Raw genomic sequence first — 18,918 nt, forward strand, 5'->3', positions numbered from 1 at the left:
TTATGTCTGAGACCCGGAACTGTACCGAACGTACGTTACAGTTACAACTCCTGTGAGGCGGCTCACCAGGGACGTTCCCGGTATCCCCGTCAGAGGTCCGGACGATGACGTAACATCCTGTGACGTCCGCACCTCCCCGAGCTAGGAGTACCTGTGCCCGTGCCCGCCGATCCCGACGTCCTGACCGGGATCACCACCCTCGCCGACGACCGCCTCGCCGAGGTCGACCCCCTGGTCACCGGCCCCTGGGCCACCCCGGTCACCTGGCGCCAGCCCGTGCACACCGTCTACGTGCCCGCGCACCTCATCGTGGGGGACAGCACTTCAGGCACTGCCCTGCCGCAGCGCTGGGCGCAGGACGCACTGGACGCCGTCACGGCGCACGGCGGTGCCGCCGCGCTGGCCCGCGACCTCGGCGTCGCCGCCGAGCACGCCGAGACCGTCGGCGAACTGACCCTCGACAAGCTGCACCGCGAACCGGTCGAGGACCTGCGCATCGACTTCGAGGACGGTTTCACCCAGCGAGGCGTCCCGCAGGACGCCCGGGACGCCGACGAGGACGCACTGGCGGCGCGCGCCGCCGACGTCCTGGCGTCCTGGCTCGGTGGCGGTTCTGGTGGTTCTACAGCCGGCGCACCGGCCTTCGCCGGGATCCGGTTCAAGTCCTTCGACCCCGCCGTGCGTGATCGTGGTCTGCGCACGCTGACCATCGTGCTGCAGGGCCTGGCCCGCGACGGCGTGCTGGCCCGGGTGCTCGAACGCGACCGACGCGCGCTGCGTCTGACCCTGCCGAAGGTGCAGCACCACCGCCAGGTCGAGGTGTTCGTCGAGGTGCTCCAGGCCCTGGAGCGCGCCCTCGACGTCCCCGAGATCCCCTTCGAGGTGCAGGTCGAGACCCCGCAGGCGATCCTCGCCGCCGACGGTGCCGCCGAACCCGCCCGCCTCATCGCCGCCGGCGCGGGCCGCGTCCTGTCCCTGCACTACGGCACCTACGACTACTCCGCGTCGTTGGGCGTGGACGCCGCCGAGCAGTCCATGGAGCACCCGGTCGCCGACCACGCCAAGGACGTCCTGCAGGTCGCGACCACCGCCGTCGGCGTGGAGCTGTCCGACGGCTCCACCAACCGCATCCCCGTCGGCACCGCCACCGAGATCCTCGAGGGCTGGCGCATCCACCACGACCTGGTGGGACGCCACCTGCGCCGTGGCGTCCGGCAGGGCTGGGACCTGCACGCCAGCCAGCTCGTCACCCGCCACCTGACCACCATCGCCTACTTCCGCGCCGACTGGCGGGTCAGCGCGGAACGCCTGCGCGCCTACGTCGCCGGCGACACGAGCCGCTGGATGGACGAACCCGCCACCGCCAAGGCCATGGCCGGCTACCTGGTGCGCGCGCGGGCCTGCGGCGCGGTCACCGACGCCGAACTGGAGGTCACCGGCCTCGACGACACGCAGTTACGTACCCTCCAGGTGAGCGGCCGACTTCAAGGAGTAACCCCATGACCATCATCACCACCATCTACCGCGCCGAGCACGCCGTGGTCCTGCCCGGGGACGATCGCACACCCGTGCAGGCGCCGGCGACCGTGCTGGTCGCCGACGAGAACATCGTCGCCGTGCTCGACGGCCGGGACGCCGAGGTGCCCGGCGAGTACGACTACACCGACGCCACCGTGGTCGACGTCCCCGACGACCAGGTGCTCATCCCCGGCCTCGTGGACACCCACGTGCACGTCAACGAGCCCGGACGCACCGAGTGGGAGGGCTTCGCCTCCGTCACCCGCGCCGCCGCGGCCGGCGGGGTGACCACGCTGCTGGACATGCCGCTGAATTCGGTCCCCTCCACCGTCACCGTGGACGCCCTCGACACCAAGCAGGACGTCGCCGCGCCGAAGACCAAGGTCAACGTGGGCTTCTGGGGCGGGGCGGTGCCGGAGAACATCGGCACCGGCGAACTGCGCGCCCTGTGGGACCGCGGCGTGTTCGGCTTCAAGTGCTTCCTGCTGCACTCCGGCGTCGACGAGTTCCAGCCGTTGTCGCCCGCCCAGCTGCACCAGGCGATGACCGAGATCGCCGAGTTCGACGGCCTGCTCATCGTCCACGCCGAGGACGCCGACGAGATCGCCGCCGGTGAGGCGAAGGCGGACGCCGCAGGCGGCATCGACGAGACCTTCGACAGCTTCCTGGCGTCGCGCCCGTCCTCGGCCGAGGCGAAGGCCATCGCCACCGTCATCGAGGCCGCCGAGGCCACCGGCTGCCGAGCGCACATCCTGCACCTGTCGGACTCCGGCTCGATCGACCAGATCGCCGCCGCACGCGACCGCGGCGTGCGCATCACCGCCGAGACCTGCCCGCACTACCTCGCCCTGTTCTCCGAGGAGATCCAGAACGGCGCGACCCAGTACAAGTGCTGCCCGCCGGTACGCACCGCCGGCAACCGCGAACGCCTGTGGAAGGGCCTGGTGGACGGCGTGATCTCCACCGTCGTCTCCGACCACTCCCCCTGCACCGCCGAACTGAAGAAGTTCGCCCAGGTCGCCGACACCCAGGCGTCCGCCAACGAGAACAACGAACTCACCGCCTTCTCCGCGCTCGCCGCCACCGGCAACGACCTCGGTGCCGGCGGCGCCGACGGGCGCGGCTCCGGCGGCTCCTTCGGTGAGGCCTGGGGCGGCATCGGCTCCGTCCAGCTGGGCCTGCCGGTCGTGTGGTCCCAGGCGCGCCTGCGTGGACTGGCCCTGGCCGACGTCATCGGCTGGATGTGCCAGGCCCCCGCCGAATGGGCCGGGCTCGCCGACCGCGGCGCGATCCAGGAGGGACGCCGCGCCGACCTGGCCACCGTCAGCGCCGACGACGCCTTCGTCGTCCTGCCCGACGAACTGCACCAGCGCAACAAGGTCACCGCCTACGCCCAGCGCGCCCTGGCCGGCGTGGTCACGCGCACGTGGATCGGCGGAGAGCCGGTCTACGTCCGTCCCGCCACCGCGCACGTCCCGGCGTCCGACCTGCAGGACGACGTGGTCTTCCCCGCCGCCGTGCGCCCCTTCACCCTCCGCCCCACCGCTTAAAGAGAATCAGGATCCCGATGAACGAGCAGCACGATCAGAACGAGCAGCACGACTTCCTCTCCTACCCCGACCTCGCCAGCCGCGCCCTCGCCGGCTCGGTGGTGTGGGCGTCCGACGAGTCCTTCGCCGAGCGTGAGAACCTCATCATGCCGCACGAGCCCGCCTTCGACCCGGACGAGTTCGGCAACAAGGGCAAGGTCTACGACGGGTGGGAGACCCGGCGCCGCCGCCACGACGAGGTGGGCTCCAACGACGCCGCCATCGTGCGCCTCGGCGTCCCCGGCCAGGTCAAGGGTGTCGTCGTCGACACCGCCTGGTTCAAGGGCAACTACCCGCCCCGCTTCGCCGTGCACGGCCTGACCTGCGACGAGTACCTCTCCGGCGAGGAGCTCGCCGCCCTGCCCGACGACCGGTGGTTTACCCTCGTCGCCCCGATGGACGCCGCCGGCGACCACAAGCACCACGTGGAGATCTTCCCCGCCGGCGACGCCGCCGCCAGGCGCGTCACCCACGTGAAGCTGGAGATGATCCCCGACGGCGGCATCGCCCGCCTGCGCGTCCACGGCCAGCCCGCCCCGGACCCCCGCTTCATCACCGGCACCATCGACCTGGCCGCCGTGGAGAACGGCGGGCGCGTCACCGAGTGCACCAACATGTTCTACTCGCACCCCAACCAGATCATCTCCCTGGGACGCGCGCACAACATGGGCGGCGGCTGGGAGAACGCCCGACGCCGCGACGCCGGCAACGACTCCGTCACCGTGCAGCTCGCCGGGGAGGGCCGCGTGCGCTGGATCGAGTTCGACACGTCCTACTTCGTCTTCAACGCCCCCGGCGACGTGAAGCTCACCGGCATCACCGCCGACGGCTCCGAGTTCGAACTCGTCGCCAAGACCCGCGTGCTGCCGGACACCCGCCACCGCTTCGCCGTCTCGGACGCCGCCGAGGGCACCACCGGGCCCACCCCGATCGTCGCCGTGCGCGCCGACGTGTACCCCGACGGCGGCATCTCCCGCCTGCGCGTGTGGGGCGAGCTCACCGACGAGGGCCAGCTCGACATCGAGAGCCGCTGGTAGACGACCTCTCCTGCGGCGCACTGCGCGCCGCGTCCCCGCCGCCTCCGGTGCGAAACCCGCCCGAAACAGTGCACCCCTACAATTCCCCTTCGGACGGCCGCCTGCCCCCCAGGCGCCGATGACGAGAACGGAGCCGAGCTCGCGATGACACGCGTGATCCCCCGCAACGACACCACCCTGCCCGAGCGACACCGCCCGGAGCCCCTGCCCGCCGACGTCGCCCAGGCCAACCTGGACGCCCTCGCCGCGCAGGCCCGCGCCGACATGGCCCTGATCGGCCACAACCACGACTGGGTCCCCGCCCCCGCCGAGGACGCCTACAACGTGCTGGTCATCGGCGGCGGCCAGGCCGGACTCGGCGCCGCGTTCGCCCTGTCGCGCCACCGCATCGGCGGGGTGAAGGTCATCGAGGCCGGCCCCGAGCAGGAGGTCGGCTGCTGGACCCGCTACGCCCGCATGCACACGCTGCGCAGCCCGAAGAACATGAAGGGCATCGAGCTCGACATCCCCTCGCTGCACACCGGACGCTGGTTCGAGGCCAAGTACGGCGTGGAGGCCTGGGCCGCCACCGACCTCACCCCGCGTGAGGACTGGAACGAGTACCTCACCTGGTACCGCGGCGTGACCGGCGCGGACGTCGACTTCGGCACCCGCATCACCGGGGTGACCCGGCCGGACGCCGACGGGTGCTTCCACGTCACCGCCACGCAGGACGGGACGCCGGTCGAGTACCGCACCCGACGCATCGTCTTCGCCATGGGCCTCGTCGGTGGCGGCGGAACCTTCCTGCCGCCGCTCGTCGACGCCCTGCCGGAGAACCTGCGCGCCCACACCGAGGACGACATCGACTTCACCGCCCTGCAGGGCAAGCGCGTGATCGTGCTCGGTGGCGGTGCCAGCGGCTTCGACAACGCCTCCGCCGCCCTGGAGGCCGGTGCCGCGAGCGTGGAGATGCACGTGCGCCGCGCGGACATCCCGCGGCAGAACTCGCTGCGCTGGATGGAGTTCCCCGGCATGCAGGAGCACTTCTACGACCTCACCGACGAGCAGAAGTGGGAGTTCTCCCTGTTCAACGGTGGTCTCCCGCAGCCGCCGACGCAGCCCTCGGTGTGGCGCGCCTTCTCCCACGACAACTTCCACCTGTCCACCGACACCCGCTGGGCGGACGCCGGGGTCCGCGACGGCGAGGTCGTGGTCACCGACGACAAGGGCACCGAACACGTCGGCGACTACGTGATCTCGGCGACCGGGTACACCGTGGACCTGGGGCTGCGTCCCGAGCTCGGCGAGTTCCTGCCCGACATCGCCCTGTGGTCCGACCGGTTCGGCCCCGCCGAGGACCACCCGCTGGGCCAGTGCCCGTACCTGGGCGACGGCTTCCAGTTCCAGGCGAAGGACGGTGGCGACGGAGCCGGGAACGGCGAATCGTCCTACGTGTCGCGCCTCTTCCACCTGTCCACCGGTGCGCGCGCCTCCCACGGCGTCGCCGGCAACCAGCTGTCCGGCATCTACGCGGGTCTGACACGGATGAGCAGCCGCATCGCCACCGACATCACGAAGGAGAACTGGTCGGACTTCTTCGCCGACTTCACCTCCTTCGAGCACCAGGAGGTCGGCAACGTGGGGCGCCACCGTGAGGGCGAGGTCTGGTTCGCCCAGGCGCCCCGGTACTGACGCGGTACTGACGCGGTAGAACCAGCCTTACCCACCGGACCCCGCGCCACGTGCCGGATCCGGTCGATCCGTGGCACGGGGACTCCGGATCCGGCACGTGACGCGGGGTCGGCCCCATAATCACCGGCTGCTACCGTGAACCGGTTCTGCGCCCCACTCCCCCGAGACCCTCACCGGAGGCCGCCCTGTTCCGGAAGATCCTTCGCTTCGGCATGGTCGGCGTCGTCGGTGCCATCGTCGACTTCTCGACCAAGGCCCTGCTCTACGCATTGGGAGTCCCCGAGCCCCTCGCCCGGGCAGGCAGCTACATCGTCGGCAGCACCGTCGCCTACTACCTGAACAGTCACGTCACCTTCAACGGTGAACGCACCCGGGCGGAGAAGACCCGGGCCGCCGCCTCCTACCTTCTGTGCTTCAGCGCGGCGGTGCTCGTGGACCATCTCGTAGGCGTCCTCGCCCCTGAGCTGCCGAACGTGTTCTTCTGGTCCTGGTTCGTGTCCCAGGGTGTGGCCACGGTGCTGAACTTCCTGCTGCAGAACTTCTGGGTGTTCCGCAGGACGTCACCACCCCGGACGTAGTTCTCCAGACGTACCCCGGACCGCCGTGCCACGTTGGCCGTGGATTCACGTCGCGTCCACCTTGCGCTCGTAAAGTTCCCGCGCGTGAACAAGGTAACTTCCTCTCCAGCCCCGTCCCGCGCTCTCGGCATGGCGGGTCTCACCGGTGCACTCCTCCTCGCGTTCTCCGGCGTCGTGATTCCCCAGGCCAGCGCCGCGCAGCCCGCCACGGTCGACGAGTACCAGGTCAAGCTCCGGCTGGACGACGGCATCCTCGACTCCTCCGGCGAGCTGACCGGTGACGCCGCCGACTACTTCGGTCTCAGCGGCGAGAACGCCTCAGGCGGCTCCGTCGAGCAGAGCGTCTACGTGGACACCCCTGGCACGGACTTCGCCGACAAGGGCTGGTCGCTGCGGCTGCGCCACAAGGCCGGCGCCGACGGCTACGACCTGACCTACAAGTACCGGGCCCCGCTCGACGACAACTCACTGTCCGCGCAGTCCGTCGACGACGCCCTCGCCGCCGCGAAGGACAACAACTTCGACAGCTCGGACTCGAACTACAGTCCCCAGGTCAACGCCAGCTACACCACCAGCACCCTGGACTTCAGCAACAAGAAGTCCGCCGACTGCCTCACCGACGACTGTGCCATCCCCTCGTCCGACGATGTCGTGGGCCTCCTGGACGACAAGCTCCCCGGGAAGTTCACGACGGCCACCGGCACCGATCTCGCCGGCAGCGACGCCACCGCCTCGCAGGTGGTCACCCAGCGCAGCTGGAACGTCAGCGTCCCCACCGAGGACGGCACCGTCGACGCCGACCTGGAGGTCACCGCGATGTCGGGCGGCTACTTCGTCGAGATCACCTCCGAGACCGACGAAAGGGAAGAGGCCGTCGACATCCGCGACTCCCTCACCTCCGCACTGGACGACCGCGGGATCCTCCGCCACGGCGACGCCTTCAAGACCGGGCTGATCCTCGACGGTGCCCTGTGACGTCCGTCCGTACCGACGCCCGGCACCTGCGCGCGATGCCCGGACCTGAAACCGGCCCTGAGACCGGGCCCGACAACGAGCCCGGCACCCGCGACGACTCCCCCATGGTCTCCCTCGAGAACGTGTCCCGGCTCTTCGCCGACGGCACGGGGCTGCGTCCCACCGACATCAGCGTCCGGCGTGGCGAGTTCATCAGCGTCCTCGGCCCCTCCGGTTGCGGGAAGTCGACCCTGCTGCGGTGCGTGGCGGGGCTGGAGACACCGCTGACCGGCCGGATCCGCATCAACGAGCGGGACGTCTTCGATGCCACCGGCACCCGGGTTCGGACCCTCTCCCCCTCCCGCCGCGGCCTGTCGATGGTCTTCCAGGACCTCGCCCTGTGGCCGCACATGAGCGTCGCCGACAACGTGGGCTTCCCGCTCACCGTGCGCGTCCCCGGCGCGCCCCGGGTCTCCGCCGCGGACCGTCGGGCGCGAGTCGCCGAGGCGCTGGAGACCGTGGGCCTGGCCGCCAAGGCGGACCAGCGTCCCCAGCAGCTCTCCGGTGGCCAGCAGCAACGTGTCGCCATCGCCCGGGCGATCATCAGCCGTCCCTCGCTGCTGCTCATGGACGAGCCGCTGTCCGCGTTGGACGCGGTGCTGCGCTCCCAGATCCGCCGGGGGATCACCGAGCTCAGCGGGCGTCTCGGGCTGACCGTCCTGTACGTCACGCACGACCAGGAGGAGGCCATGTCGATGGCCGACCGCGTCCTGGTGCTCAACAACGGCGAGGTCGCCCAGTTCGACCGCCCCGCCGAGATCTACGAGAACCCGGCGGACGAGTTCGTCGCCGACTTCGTCGGCACCATGAACCGTCGCGGTGACCTGGCGCTGCGTCCGGAACAGGTCCGCGTCGCCACCGACACCGCCACCGGCACAGACCTCCCCGGAACGCCTCGGATCGAGGCCCGTGTGGAGACCTGCCGCTACGTCGGCGGACGCTACGACCTGCGCTGCGCCGTCGACGGTGCGTCCCGCCCGTGGCTCGTCTACGACGACGTCGAGCACCTCCCCGGTTCCGGCATCAGCCTGCTGACCCCGCCGAACCCGAACACCCACTCCAAGTAAAGGACCCCCGTGAACATCCGCACCTCCGCTCTCCTCCTCTCCGCCACCGTGGGCGTCACCGCGGCGCTCACCGCCTGCGGCTCCGTCGACGACTCCGGCAGCGCGTCCGGAAGCGGTTCCGGCAGCGCCGGGGAGGTCGAGGAGTGGTCGGCCCCCGAGGGGCTCTCCGGTTCGCTGACCTACTACTCCGCGAACCCCCAGGGCCTGACCGACGAGCTCGTCGCCGCATTCGAGGACAGGACGGACGTGGACGTGGACGTCTTCTCCGGCGAGACCGGGAAGATCACCGCGAAGCTCACGGCCGAGGCCGACAACCCGCAGGCCGACCTGGTGTACCTCGCGTCCTGGTCCGCCGCGCTCAAGCAGGCCGACACCGGCGCCTTCGAGCAGTACACCCCGGAGACCGGCGGCGACCTGCGCGAAGGCTGGGCCTCGTCCACCGGCGACTTCACCGGACGTGACGGTTCCGCCCTCGCACTCGTGGTGAACACCGAGGCCCTGGGCGGCGCCGGGTCCCCGTCCGACTGGGAGGACCTCACCGACGCCACCTTCAAGGACAAGGTCATCATGCCCGACCCGCGCGAGTCCGGCACCGCCGCCGACCTCGTCACCGCCATGGTCGACAAGTGGGGTGAGGAGGACACCTGGGCCCTCTTCGACAAGCTCTTCGACAACGGCATGGAGGTCCAGGGGGCGAACGGCCCGGCGCTGGACGCCGTCACCTCGGGGTCGAAGGCCGTCGTCTTCGGCGGCGTCGACTACTCCGCCCGCTCGGCCATGGACAAGGGTGAGCCGCTGGACGTCGTCCTCCCGGCGTCCGGCACCACCGTCACCCCGCGCCCGGTGCTGGTCTCCGACCAGTCCGGCAACAAGGACGCCGCCCAAGCGTTCGTGGACTTCATGTTCTCCCCGGAGGGCCAGGCCATCAGCGCCGACAACCACATGATCCCCGCCGACGCCGACACCGACGCCGCCGACGCGACCGACTACGACTCCACCGAGCTGCTCACCGACGACCTCGACGGTCTCGCCGAGAAGTCCTCCGCGGTCTCGGAGGAGTTCGTCTCCCGGTACCTGTCGTGACCGACCTGCTGCGGCGTCCGGCGGGGCAGGACGCCAGGCAGGACGTTCCGGCGCCGCGTTCCCGCCACCGTCCCCGTCGCTGGACGGTGCCGGCGGGCCCCACCGCCGTCCTGCTCGTCCTGCTGGTCGTCCTCGCCGCCCCGCTGGCGATGGTGCTGCTCACCGCCCTCACCGGCTACGGCGACTCCCCCTCTGCGCTCGGCGATCTCGGCGACGGCGACCTGCCGAGGATCCTCGGCAACACCGTGTGGCTGTCGGTGCTGGTCGTTATGTTCTCCACCGTCCTCGCCGCACCGCTGGCCTTCCTCACGAGCTGGACGCAGCTGCGTCGGCACCGGTGGATCGACCTGCTGGTGATGGTGCCGTTCATGACCCCGCCCTTCGTCGCCGCGATGGCGTGGATGGACGTCACCCGGCTGGGCGGCGTCGCCGACATGCTCTTCGGCTCCGTCGTCGGCGGCGCGGTCCGCGGCACGGTGAACTCCGTGTGGGGCATGGCCCTGATCATGTCCTGCGAGCTCTTCCCCTTCCTCTACCTGCTGCTGCGGACCTGCCTCGACGCGATCCCCGCGTCCTCGGTGGAGATGGCGTCGGTGACCGGTGCGTCGCGCTGGCGCATCCTCGCCCGGGTCGTACTGCCGCAGGTCGTGGGCCCGTGGTCGCTGGGCGCCCTGATCCTCTTCGTCCGTGCGGCGGGCGAGTTCGGCACCCCGGTCACCCTCGGCAACGCCATCGGCTACCCGGTCCTCGTGTCCCGTATCCACCGGGACGTGACGATCGACCCGCTCGACTTCTCCTCCGCCTCCGTCGGCGCGGCGCTGCTGTTCACCCTGGGTATCAGCGTGTGGTGCGTCCAGCAGTGGTTCTCCCGCGACGCACGCGCCGACGGCCGGACGGGACGTCCCGTCTCCCTGACGCTGCGCGGCAGCGTCCTGGCCCTGGGGTGGGCGTGGATCGGGGTCGTGGCGCTCGTGTCGGTGGTCGTACCGTACGTGTCGATCATCCTCGGCGCCACGACGATCCTGCGCTCCAGGCCACCGACCCCGGACAACCTCACCCTGGACTACTTCGCCATCGTGCTGTCCAGCGACCAGGCGCGGGAGGCGCTGACGACGTCCGCGCTCCTCGGCGCGGTCGGCGCCACGTCCGCCGTCCTGCTGGCCCTCGCCGTCACGCTGGTGACGGCCCTGCGCGGGACGCCGACAGGCACGCAGGACGCCACGTCCGGCCGGCTGCGGTCGCGGGTGACGGACTTCCTCGCCGTCTCCCCGGAGACGGTGCCGGCCATCGTGCTGGCCATCGGGTTCATCTTCCTGTGGAACGCCCGGTGGCTGCCGTGGACGCCGTACAACACCCCCTGGATCCTGGTGCTGGGCTACACCGCGCTGTTCCTGCCGATGGCGGTGCAGAACATCAAGACCTCCGCCCAGGCGGTCTCCCCCGCCGTCTTCGAGGCGGCGACGGTGGCCGGGGCGTCCTCCTGGCTGTCCTTCCGGCGCATCACCGTGCCACTGCTCGTCCCGGGGCTCGTGGCCGGGTGGCTGCTCGCCTTCCTCACCGGGATCCGGGAGCTGGTCATGGCCTCGCTGATCCGGCCGAGTGACATGACGCTGCTGTCGCCCTGGATCATGGGCCAGTTCGACCAGGGCCACCGCACCGAGGCCATGGCGATGACGCTGATCGGCGTGTTCAGCTCCACCGTCGTCCTGCTGGTCGTGCAGACCTGGCTGGCCCGACGCACCACGCCGCGTCCCACCGGGGAGGCTGCCTCGTGATCGTCGCGGCCCTGGCCGACCTGCACCTGGGACTTCCCACCGCCCCCGGACTCCCGTGGGCACTCTCGGCGCTCTCGTCGCTCTCGGCGCTGCAGGACGCCGAGCGCGGCGGCGCGGACCTCCTGGTCTTCGCCGGGGACCTCGTGGACCGCGGTTACGCCACCGACGAGGTCGTCGCCGACGCCGAGACGTTCCTGCGCGCCGCCGTCGCCACCGGAGTCCCCGTCCTGGTGACCTGGGGGAACCACGACGTCGCCGCCGACCTTCCCCGACGCCTGCCCCACATCGACGGGCTCACCGTCGCCCCCGCCGAGGGGCCGTCCGAGATGCGTGTCGGCGGGCTGACCGTGCACACGGTCTCCGTCGCCGACGACCCCGACCCGCGGCGGATCGTCGAGTGCTTCCCCATCGCCGGGGGCGGCGGCAGCGGCGCGGACGGCGCAGACGGCGAGGTGCACCTGGGAGTACTGCACACCAGCCTCACCGGGGAGTTCAGCCGCAAACCGTGCCTGCCGACCACCCTCGCCGAACTGCAGTCACGCCGCTACGACCGGTGGGTCCTGGCCCACGTCCACCAGCCGCGCATGGTCTCCGACTCCGTCGGCTGGGTGGGGATGGGACGCGTCGAGGTCCTGGAGCTCGGCCCGACGTAGGCCGTCTGGTCGGTGGCGCGGGGTCGGCCCCGTGGTCACCGCCCATCAGGTGCCGAGCGCGCCTCAACCCACTCGGCGACGAGCCCGTCGCCGGGGCAGGACGCCACCACCGCATCGACGATCCCGGGATCCGGGCGCCCTGCGTTCATCGAGCGATGCAGGACGGAGAAGGCGACGTCCCGCGCCGTTCGCCGGGCGTGCACCGCCGGCAGAGGCGTCCCGTCCTCCGCGGAGCCTCCGTCATCCCAGGTCAGCAGGAGTCGCGTCGTCTCCGTGATGGAGGCCGGCGACACCCGGGCCACCGCTCCGCGGGCGGCGATCGGCATCTCCGCGAGGAGGAGAACTGCCACCACCGTCTCCATCGCCGTACGCCGGAAGATCCCCGGGGCGTCCTGCGTCCACGTCAGGGTCGCGACCAGCGTGTCCACCGTCCGGGCGGTCGGGTCTGCTGCGACATGGGCCAGCGCGTCCAGCAGTTCGACGATCTCCAGGGCCGCCGGTGTCGTCGCCGTGAGCGGATCAACCTGCAGGTCATCGACAACAGGTCGTGGGTCTCCCTCCGTCCACGGGTCGGCGGTGTCCAGTGCCAGTCGCGCCCGTGAGATCCAGGCGGACATCGGCGAGGTGGCGTCACACGGTGATGATCCGAAGGCGACCGTCACCAGGGCGTCGAAGCCGTCCGGGGATTCCGCGAGGCGGGAGTCGAAGCCCCGGCCGGTGAGGACGCTGACACCCAGGCCCAGCCGTTCAGCCAGGTCAGCGATGATATCGGCGGGCGGGACGCTCTGGCCGTCCTCCCAGCGCGACACCGCGCTCGTCGAGCAGATCCCGGACGCCAGCCCCGCCTGTGACACCCCGCGGTCGGTACGGGCGTGCCGCAGTCGACGTCCGAACATCACCGCGTCATCCATGCGCCCAGATTACGGTGTCGGTACCCCTGCCGTCCGCCGTCTCTCCACGAGCACGGTGGCTCCGGACGCCCCGAGTACCGCGACGACCGCCACCGCCACGCCGAGCCCGACCGCCGAGCCCGACCACACCCCGACGAGAGCAGTGCCGAGGGCCCCGCCGAGCTGCAGCATCAGCCTGGAGTGCGCGCCGACCGCCGGCGCCTGATCGTCCGTGACCACCTCGTACGCGGCAGAGAGCGCCAGCAACGTGCAGGCCCCGAGGCCCAGCCCACGAACGAGGGAACAGCTCACGGCCACGCCGAACGCCGCAGCGTCCCAGGTGGTGATCGCCTGGACCCCCAACGTCCCCGCCGCCGCAACCAGCAGCCCGACGGCGATGACGCCGAAGGCGTTGGCCGACTTCCACGGCCCCCTGATCAGGCTCCGCACCACCCAGGCACCGAGGCCCTGCACGCCGAGGAGCACCCCGGCCATCCAGGCAGGTTGACCGAGATCGCCCTGCACGTGCAGGGACGTGGACAGCAACGTCCCGTAGAACACCGCCCCCACAACCAGGCAGAGCCCCATCACCGTGGCGAAGGAGGCACGACGGTACAACGACACGTCCAGCAACGGCGTCCCCGCGCGCAGGTCCAGGACGCAGAACACCGCGATGAGAGCGACGGCGAGGCACGATGCCGCGACGACGCCCCACGTCGGCAGGGTCGGCGCGCTGCTCACGACCCACAACAACCCGACCATCCCGAGAAGTGCCGGCACCGCCTGGGCCGCCTGGGCGATCCCCAGTCGGGTCCGGACGCCCCGGGTGCGCGGCAGGACGCTCACCGCGATGAGCGCGGCCGCCGCGGCGACCGGCACGTTGACGAGGAACAGGACGCGCCAGCCGACGGCGTCCACCAGGACGCCGCCGAGCAGCGGCCCGAGCGCCGGTGCGACGACGGCGGGGAGACCCAGCGTCGCCAACGCGGCCCGCATCCCCTGGCGTCCGACGATCTCCGCGGTGAGCTGCTGGACGGCCGGCATGATGAACCCACAGGCCGCGCCCTGCACGACGCGGGCCGCGACGAAGACGGGGAGACTCGTCGCGAATCCGACGAGTGCGGAGCCGACCGCGAACCCGGCCACCGCGACGAACCAGACCTGCCGTGAGCCGAAGCGTCGTAGACAGGTCGTCGACAGGATGATGCCGCCCGTCGCGGCGAGCATGTAGCCGGAGATGCCGAGCTGCACGGAGTCCTCAGGCACCCCGAGGGATGAGCTGATGGACGGGAGGAGGACGTTGACCAGGCTCGAATCGATCAACGGAAGGATCGAGGCCAGGAGCATCACCACGGTGGTGCCGGTGGAGAGCCCGGGCACCGCGTCACTCCGTGGGTTCTGAGGGGTCGTCGCAGACACAGTGTCACTCCGGATTCCGATTCAGGGACGAGGAAGCGGAAGCGGTGTCCGCACCCGTCGGGGCAGTTTCTGCACCCATGACATCCCCGCCCGGCACAGACCGGCAACCGATGATTCCCCGGACATCGATGCCGTGCGGACGCCCTGGCCACGCTCATTTCTCAGAGTCCGTTGAGGAACGTTGTGATCCTCGTGCCCCCGCGCCGCGTGCACGATTCGGTCGATCCGTGGCACGGGGACCCCGGATCCGGCACGCGGCGCGGGGTCGACCCCGTCAGCACCGTCACCTACGTTCTGCGCTTCACCGCCGCCGTCGTCGTCGACCTGGTCATCCGCCACGCAGTGCCGGGCTATACGGCGTGTTCTTTCGGTCCTGGTTCCTGTCCCAGGGTGTGACCACGGTGCTGAACTTCCTGCTGCAGAACTTCTGGGTGTTCCGGGACGGTCCACCTCTCATCAGTCCACCGGAGCGACCCGAATAAGGTTCCCGTCCGGGTCTGCCGCGACGAATGTCCGCCCGAAAACATCATCGTAGGGCTCCTTGACCATCTGGACCCCACGGTCACGCCAGTCGACGAAACGTGCGTCAATCTCGGCTGCGCTACCCAGCGACAGACAGAGTTCGCTGGTGCGAGGCAGTGCCGATTCCGAAGGCAAGGTGCTTCCGTAGACATCGGATCCGCTCCACACAGCAAGCTGAACGCCTGGGGACAACTCGAAGGCGATGAACCGCGGCGAGTCGAATACCGGGGTCGTGTCGAGGAGGTCTCCGTAGAACTTCGCCGATGCCTGGGCATCCCGGACATAGACAATGAAGGTGTAGGGGTTGGGCTCTGACATTGTGGCTTCCTTTCGGTCGTAGTTGACGAGGCATCAGTTCACTTCGCCTCTGAAACCCAGCATGAACGGATACCATGACAGAACATGTCAGGGTTTCGTCCCGGCACCCGATACAGTCCACGACCACCCTGCGGAAGGATGAGTAGTGTCCCGCCCCCAACGGCTGTTCGACCTGATCAGCATCCTCAAGTCGACAGGAAACAACACCGTGGCTCGCCTTGCCGATGACCTCGGCGTCTCGCCCCGGACGATCCACCGGGATCTCGTCACGCTCCAGGACGTAGGTGCGCCGATCGTCACCGAGCCAGGACGGTACGGCGGGGTCACCCTCCTCCCCGGCGGTCGGTTCCCGGTCTCCGGTCTCTCCACTAGGGAGAAGGACCTCCTCCGGGTTACCGGACTCGATGTCGACCGTGCAGCAGAACTTGGGGTGGCTGCACTGACGGCCACGGCACTCGGAAAACTGGGGACGGCCCGCACCCGAGACCGCCTCGGCCCCCTGTCCTTGTCCGAGGTAGTCACCATCGACAATCACCCGTGGTTCACGGAACGTCCAGACCACGGCGATGTCTCGGCTCTCGCGGATGATGTCCGCAAAGCCCGACGACTGTCCATCGTGTACCGCCGAAGCGGTGAGCACACCTCGGAGAATCGCATCGTGGACCCCTACGGGCTACTCGGCAGAGGTGGCCGTTGGTAGCTCGTGGCTGACCGCAACAGCTTTCCCCGCCTCTACACCACGAGCAGGCTCGAGTCGTGGGCCGTCCTCGATGAACCACGGCGGCTACGCCCCGGGCAGACTCTCGATTCGGTGGTGACGGACATGTCAGAGGCGCTGGAACAACCCAGGGAGCAGATCATCGTCACCGCCGACCTCGAGCGAAGCCGACTGGACATCGCCCGCAGAATCCTGGGGTCGAGGTTGACCGAGGTGACCGAGCCGGACAACTCCGGCAATGGCAGTGTTCGGATCTCGGTCGCATACTCCGAGGTAGGCGGCGTCCGCCAGCTATTGCAGTTCGGGAGCGCCGTCCAGGTCATCGAGCCTCCCGAAGCCCGGGCACTGGTGGTGGCGCAGGCAAAGGCGCTGCTCGACCGTCACAGTGGGTGACGGCGTCCCACCGCCAGCAGTACCCTCGCGGACATGGCTTCCACGAACATCAAGACCATCCCCGTCCGCGCCCTCGACGGCGGCGAGCTCGACCTCGCCGCGTTCGACGGCCCGCTGCTCGTCGTCAACGTGGCGTCCAAGTGCGGGCTGACCCCGCAGTACACCGCCCTGGAGAAGCTCGCGCAGGACTACCGGGACCGCGGCCTGACCGTCGTCGGTGCGCCGTGCAACCAGTTCATGGGCCAGGAGCCGGGCAGCGCCGAGGAGATCGCGGAGTTCTGCTCGGCGACGTACGGCGTCACCTTCCCGATGACCGAGAAGCTCGACGTCAACGGGCCGGACGCCCACCCGCTCTTCGCCGAGCTCACCACGACCCCCGACGCCGACGGGAAGGCCGGCGACGTCGAGTGGAACTTCGAGAAGTTCCTCGTCGGCAAGGACGGCGCGGTGCTCGCCCGCTTCCGCCCCGCCACCGTGCCGGACGCCCCCGAGGTCGTCGCCGCCGTCGAGGCGGCGCTGTAGGAGCAGCTACGCCTTCTCCAGCACCAGGTCGCGGTACATCATCGTCTGCCGGATGGCCGACCACACCATCGGCGAGTCCGCCAGCGAGTCCCAGCCGCCGCTCCAGGTGAGCCGTCCCGCCAGACGCCACACGCTGATGCCCGGGTTCCACTCGAGCACACGCGACACCTCCTCGGCACGTTCCATGACGTGCGCGGTGGTCTCCGCGCGCCGCTCGGCCAGCCCGGTGAAGCAGAACCCGTGCCCGGGGATCACGGTGTAGTCGTCGAACTCCGCCAGGCGTTCCACGGACGCCAGGTAGTCCTTCACCGGGTTGCCGCCCAGCGAGCCCACCCCCAGGCCGATGCCGGGGAAGATCTCGGGCAGCACCTGGTCGGCGGCGATCAGCAGTCCGCGGGCGTCGTCGGCGAAGCACAGGTGCCCTGGGGTGTGCCCGGGTGTGAGCACCGCCCGCCAGCCCAGTTCCCCGGTCACCCCGTGGTCGGGCAGCAGGTCACCGTCCTGCAGCAGGACGTCCGGACGCTGCCGCGGGATGAACGGCGGCAGCCGCCGCTCCTTCTCCGAGAAGGGGAACTTCTCCAGCACGCCGTCCGGCGCGCCGACCGCGTGGTGCTCGACGGCGTAGTCGTCCTGCGAGGTGCCGGTGCGTGCGGCGTCGACGCTGCGCTGCTCCACCGCGCCGAGGTGGTAGCGCGCGCCGGTGGCGCCCAGCATCTCCGCGGCCGCGCCGACGTGGTCGGGGTGCGCGTGCGTGACGACGACGTCGGTGACGTCCTCGAGACGTCGGCCGTGCTCGCGCAGGAACGCGTCCAGCGGGCGCAGGACGTTCGCCGCGGCGTCCTGCGCCTTGCCGCCGGCCCACCCCGGGTCGACGACGGTGACGCCGCCGTCGCCGAGGTGGACGGTGGACAGCACGCTGTTCATCACGCCCGCGCCCGGCATCGGCACCGCGCGTACCCACAGTTCCCCGTCGACGGTGCTCACGCGCACCGGCGAGGGGACCTTGCCGGCCGTCGCGGCCTGGTGCTGGGCGCGGAAGACGGGGGTGATGCGGCTGTCTGAACGTGTCGCCATGTGCAGTCAGCGTACCCGCACCGCAGCCGGGCTGAACCGTCCGGCCGTCCGCCCGGGACGGTTAGGCTTGGTGGTGTGAGCAGACAACCCACGCAGAGACGGCACGGATGGTGGACCCGAGGGGCCACCGCCGTGGCGTTCGCGGCCGTCGGCGTCGGGGTCACGGTCGGGGTCGCGTTCGGGATCGTGGCCCCCGCCCTGCCGCGTGACCGGGGCGACGGTTCGGACACCGCCACCTGCCCGCCGCAGGTCAGCGAGTTCCGCCACGACGGCAGGAGCAGCCAGGTCTACACCTTCGACTGCGCAGGCGGCAGCACCAGCCCAGGTGCTGGCAGTAGCGGCAGCAGCGGCAGCAGCGGCAGCAGCGGCAGCAGCGTCGGCGGCAGCAGCAGTTTCGGCAGCTTAGGCAGTAGCGGCAGTAGCGGCAGCAGCACCGGCGGCAGGACGCCCCCGAAGGGCGTGCTGATCCACCTGCACGGCGACGGTGCCGACGAGTTCGACCGCGGCACGGACGCCGAACCGACCCTGGCTGAACTCGCCCGGGTCGCCGCCGCCCGCAACATGGTCCTCATCGCACCGCGCACCCCCGACCATCGTCGTGGGTCGACCTGGTGGCGCCGGCTCGACAGCAACACCGACTGGCTCAGTGCGCTGGTGGCGGACCGGGTGAGGGACGATCCCGGCCTGGACACGGGCAACATCTGGTGGTCCGGCTACTCCGGCGGCGCCGAGATGATCAGCTACGGGATCCTGTGCCGCACCCGCGGGCTCGTCACCGGAGGTGCGCTGATGATGGCCGGCGGCGGCGCCCCCGACGAGGTGGACGCGCCCGACGGGCCGTCCTCCGGCGTCCGTGACGTACCGCTGCGGTGGTCCGTCGGCGACCTCGACGACGGCACCCGCGGGTACGACCGGTTCGACGCCCTCACCGCCGCCCGGGAGGGTGCAGCCTGGTACCGCGGCCACGGTGCGTCGGACGTGACACTCGAGGTCCTCCCCGGTGTCGCTCACCTGGACTTCCCCCAGGCCGAGACCCTCAACCGCGTCTTCGACTCGGCGTTGCCGTCCTGACCG

18 protein-coding genes are annotated in these 18,918 nt (G+C 70.5%); 14 read left to right on the plus strand and 4 right to left on the minus strand.

The window, feature by feature from the left end; translation table 11 throughout:
* Window positions 1-159: 159 nt before the first annotated feature.
* From ACT3TD_RS05480 to ACT3TD_RS05525, 10 genes are all read left to right on the plus strand, one after another.
* Window positions 160-1,503, plus strand: a complete 1,344-nt coding sequence (locus ACT3TD_RS05480; RefSeq protein ID WP_444614917.1) for a DUF6986 family protein — start codon at window positions 160-162, stop codon at window positions 1,501-1,503.
* Window positions 1,500-3,068 (plus strand): allantoinase AllB, encoded by a 1,569-nt coding sequence (gene allB, locus ACT3TD_RS05485; protein WP_441579402.1) that lies wholly within the window; start codon window positions 1,500-1,502, stop codon window positions 3,066-3,068. The genes ACT3TD_RS05480 and allB overlap by 4 nt, the downstream gene beginning before the upstream one ends.
* A gap of 17 nt (window positions 3,069-3,085) precedes the next feature.
* Window positions 3,086-4,144 carry an allantoicase gene (gene alc, locus ACT3TD_RS05490; RefSeq protein WP_441579403.1) on the plus strand — a complete coding sequence of 353 codons (1,059 nt, stop codon included), beginning with the start codon at window positions 3,086-3,088 and terminating at the stop codon, window positions 4,142-4,144.
* 144 nt (window positions 4,145-4,288) lie between these two features.
* Window positions 4,289-5,818, plus strand: coding sequence for an NAD(P)-binding domain-containing protein (locus ACT3TD_RS05495; protein WP_441579404.1), 1,530 nt, complete (start codon window positions 4,289-4,291; stop codon window positions 5,816-5,818).
* A gap of 212 nt (window positions 5,819-6,030) precedes the next feature.
* Complete coding sequence (locus ACT3TD_RS05500) at window positions 6,031-6,396, plus strand: GtrA family protein (protein WP_441579405.1); 366 nt, start codon at window positions 6,031-6,033, stop codon at window positions 6,394-6,396.
* 84 nt (window positions 6,397-6,480) lie between these two features.
* Window positions 6,481-7,371, plus strand: coding sequence for a hypothetical protein (locus tag ACT3TD_RS05505; protein ID WP_441579406.1), 891 nt, complete (start codon window positions 6,481-6,483; stop codon window positions 7,369-7,371).
* Entirely contained in the window at window positions 7,368-8,477 is a 1,110-nt protein-coding gene (locus ACT3TD_RS05510) for an ABC transporter ATP-binding protein (RefSeq protein ID WP_441579407.1), read from the plus strand. The genes ACT3TD_RS05505 and ACT3TD_RS05510 overlap by 4 nt, the downstream gene beginning before the upstream one ends.
* A 9-nt stretch (window positions 8,478-8,486) precedes the next feature.
* The gene (locus ACT3TD_RS05515; protein WP_441579408.1) at window positions 8,487-9,560 is read left to right on the plus strand and encodes an ABC transporter substrate-binding protein; all 1,074 of its coding nucleotides are present in this window, start codon (window positions 8,487-8,489) and stop codon (window positions 9,558-9,560) included.
* Entirely contained in the window at window positions 9,557-11,335 is a 1,779-nt protein-coding gene (locus ACT3TD_RS05520) for an ABC transporter permease (RefSeq protein ID WP_441579409.1), read from the plus strand. The genes ACT3TD_RS05515 and ACT3TD_RS05520 overlap by 4 nt, the downstream gene beginning before the upstream one ends.
* Window positions 11,332-11,988, plus strand: a complete 657-nt coding sequence (locus tag ACT3TD_RS05525) for a metallophosphoesterase family protein (protein WP_444614916.1) — start codon at window positions 11,332-11,334, stop codon at window positions 11,986-11,988. Before ACT3TD_RS05520 ends, ACT3TD_RS05525 begins: the two co-directional genes overlap by 4 nt.
* 35 nt (window positions 11,989-12,023) lie before the next feature.
* Here ACT3TD_RS05525 and ACT3TD_RS05530 read toward each other — a convergent pair whose 3' ends face one another.
* From ACT3TD_RS05530 to ACT3TD_RS05540, 3 genes are all read right to left on the minus strand, one after another.
* The gene (locus ACT3TD_RS05530; protein ID WP_441579411.1) at window positions 12,024-12,899 is read right to left on the minus strand and encodes a helix-turn-helix domain-containing protein; all 876 of its coding nucleotides are present in this window, start codon (window positions 12,897-12,899) and stop codon (window positions 12,024-12,026) included.
* 9 nt (window positions 12,900-12,908) lie between these two features.
* Complete coding sequence (locus ACT3TD_RS05535; RefSeq protein ID WP_444614915.1) at window positions 12,909-14,258, minus strand: MFS transporter; 1,350 nt, start codon at window positions 14,256-14,258, stop codon at window positions 12,909-12,911.
* A 495-nt stretch (window positions 14,259-14,753) separates the two neighbouring features.
* The gene (locus ACT3TD_RS05540; protein WP_441579413.1) at window positions 14,754-15,137 is read right to left on the minus strand and encodes a VOC family protein; all 384 of its coding nucleotides are present in this window, start codon (window positions 15,135-15,137) and stop codon (window positions 14,754-14,756) included.
* A 145-nt stretch (window positions 15,138-15,282) separates the two neighbouring features.
* On the opposite strand from ACT3TD_RS05540, the gene ACT3TD_RS05545 reads away from it, so the two are divergent.
* From ACT3TD_RS05545 to ACT3TD_RS05555, 3 genes are read left to right on the plus strand one after another with little or no spacing between them, the layout of a single operon-like run.
* Window positions 15,283-15,837, plus strand: coding sequence for a helix-turn-helix transcriptional regulator (locus ACT3TD_RS05545; RefSeq protein ID WP_441579414.1), 555 nt, complete (start codon window positions 15,283-15,285; stop codon window positions 15,835-15,837).
* 3 nt (window positions 15,838-15,840) lie between these two features.
* Window positions 15,841-16,248 carry a hypothetical protein gene (locus tag ACT3TD_RS05550; RefSeq protein ID WP_441579415.1) on the plus strand — a complete coding sequence of 136 codons (408 nt, stop codon included), beginning with the start codon at window positions 15,841-15,843 and terminating at the stop codon, window positions 16,246-16,248.
* 33 nt (window positions 16,249-16,281) lie between these two features.
* Window positions 16,282-16,770 carry a glutathione peroxidase gene (locus tag ACT3TD_RS05555; protein WP_301442786.1) on the plus strand — a complete coding sequence of 163 codons (489 nt, stop codon included), beginning with the start codon at window positions 16,282-16,284 and terminating at the stop codon, window positions 16,768-16,770.
* Between the two features lie 6 nt (window positions 16,771-16,776).
* Here ACT3TD_RS05555 and ACT3TD_RS05560 read toward each other — a convergent pair whose 3' ends face one another.
* Window positions 16,777-17,844, minus strand: coding sequence for an MBL fold metallo-hydrolase (locus ACT3TD_RS05560; RefSeq protein WP_441579416.1), 1,068 nt, complete (start codon window positions 17,842-17,844; stop codon window positions 16,777-16,779).
* Between the two features lie 75 nt (window positions 17,845-17,919).
* Between ACT3TD_RS05560 and ACT3TD_RS05565 the strand changes: the two genes are divergently transcribed.
* Complete coding sequence (locus tag ACT3TD_RS05565; protein ID WP_444614914.1) at window positions 17,920-18,915, plus strand: hypothetical protein; 996 nt, start codon at window positions 17,920-17,922, stop codon at window positions 18,913-18,915.
* The last annotated feature ends 3 nt before the right edge of the window (window positions 18,916-18,918 follow it).

The organism is Corynebacterium sp. AOP36-E1-14, from assembly GCF_052377495.1.
In the GTDB taxonomy this organism is placed as follows: domain Bacteria; phylum Actinomycetota; class Actinomycetes; order Mycobacteriales; family Mycobacteriaceae; genus Corynebacterium.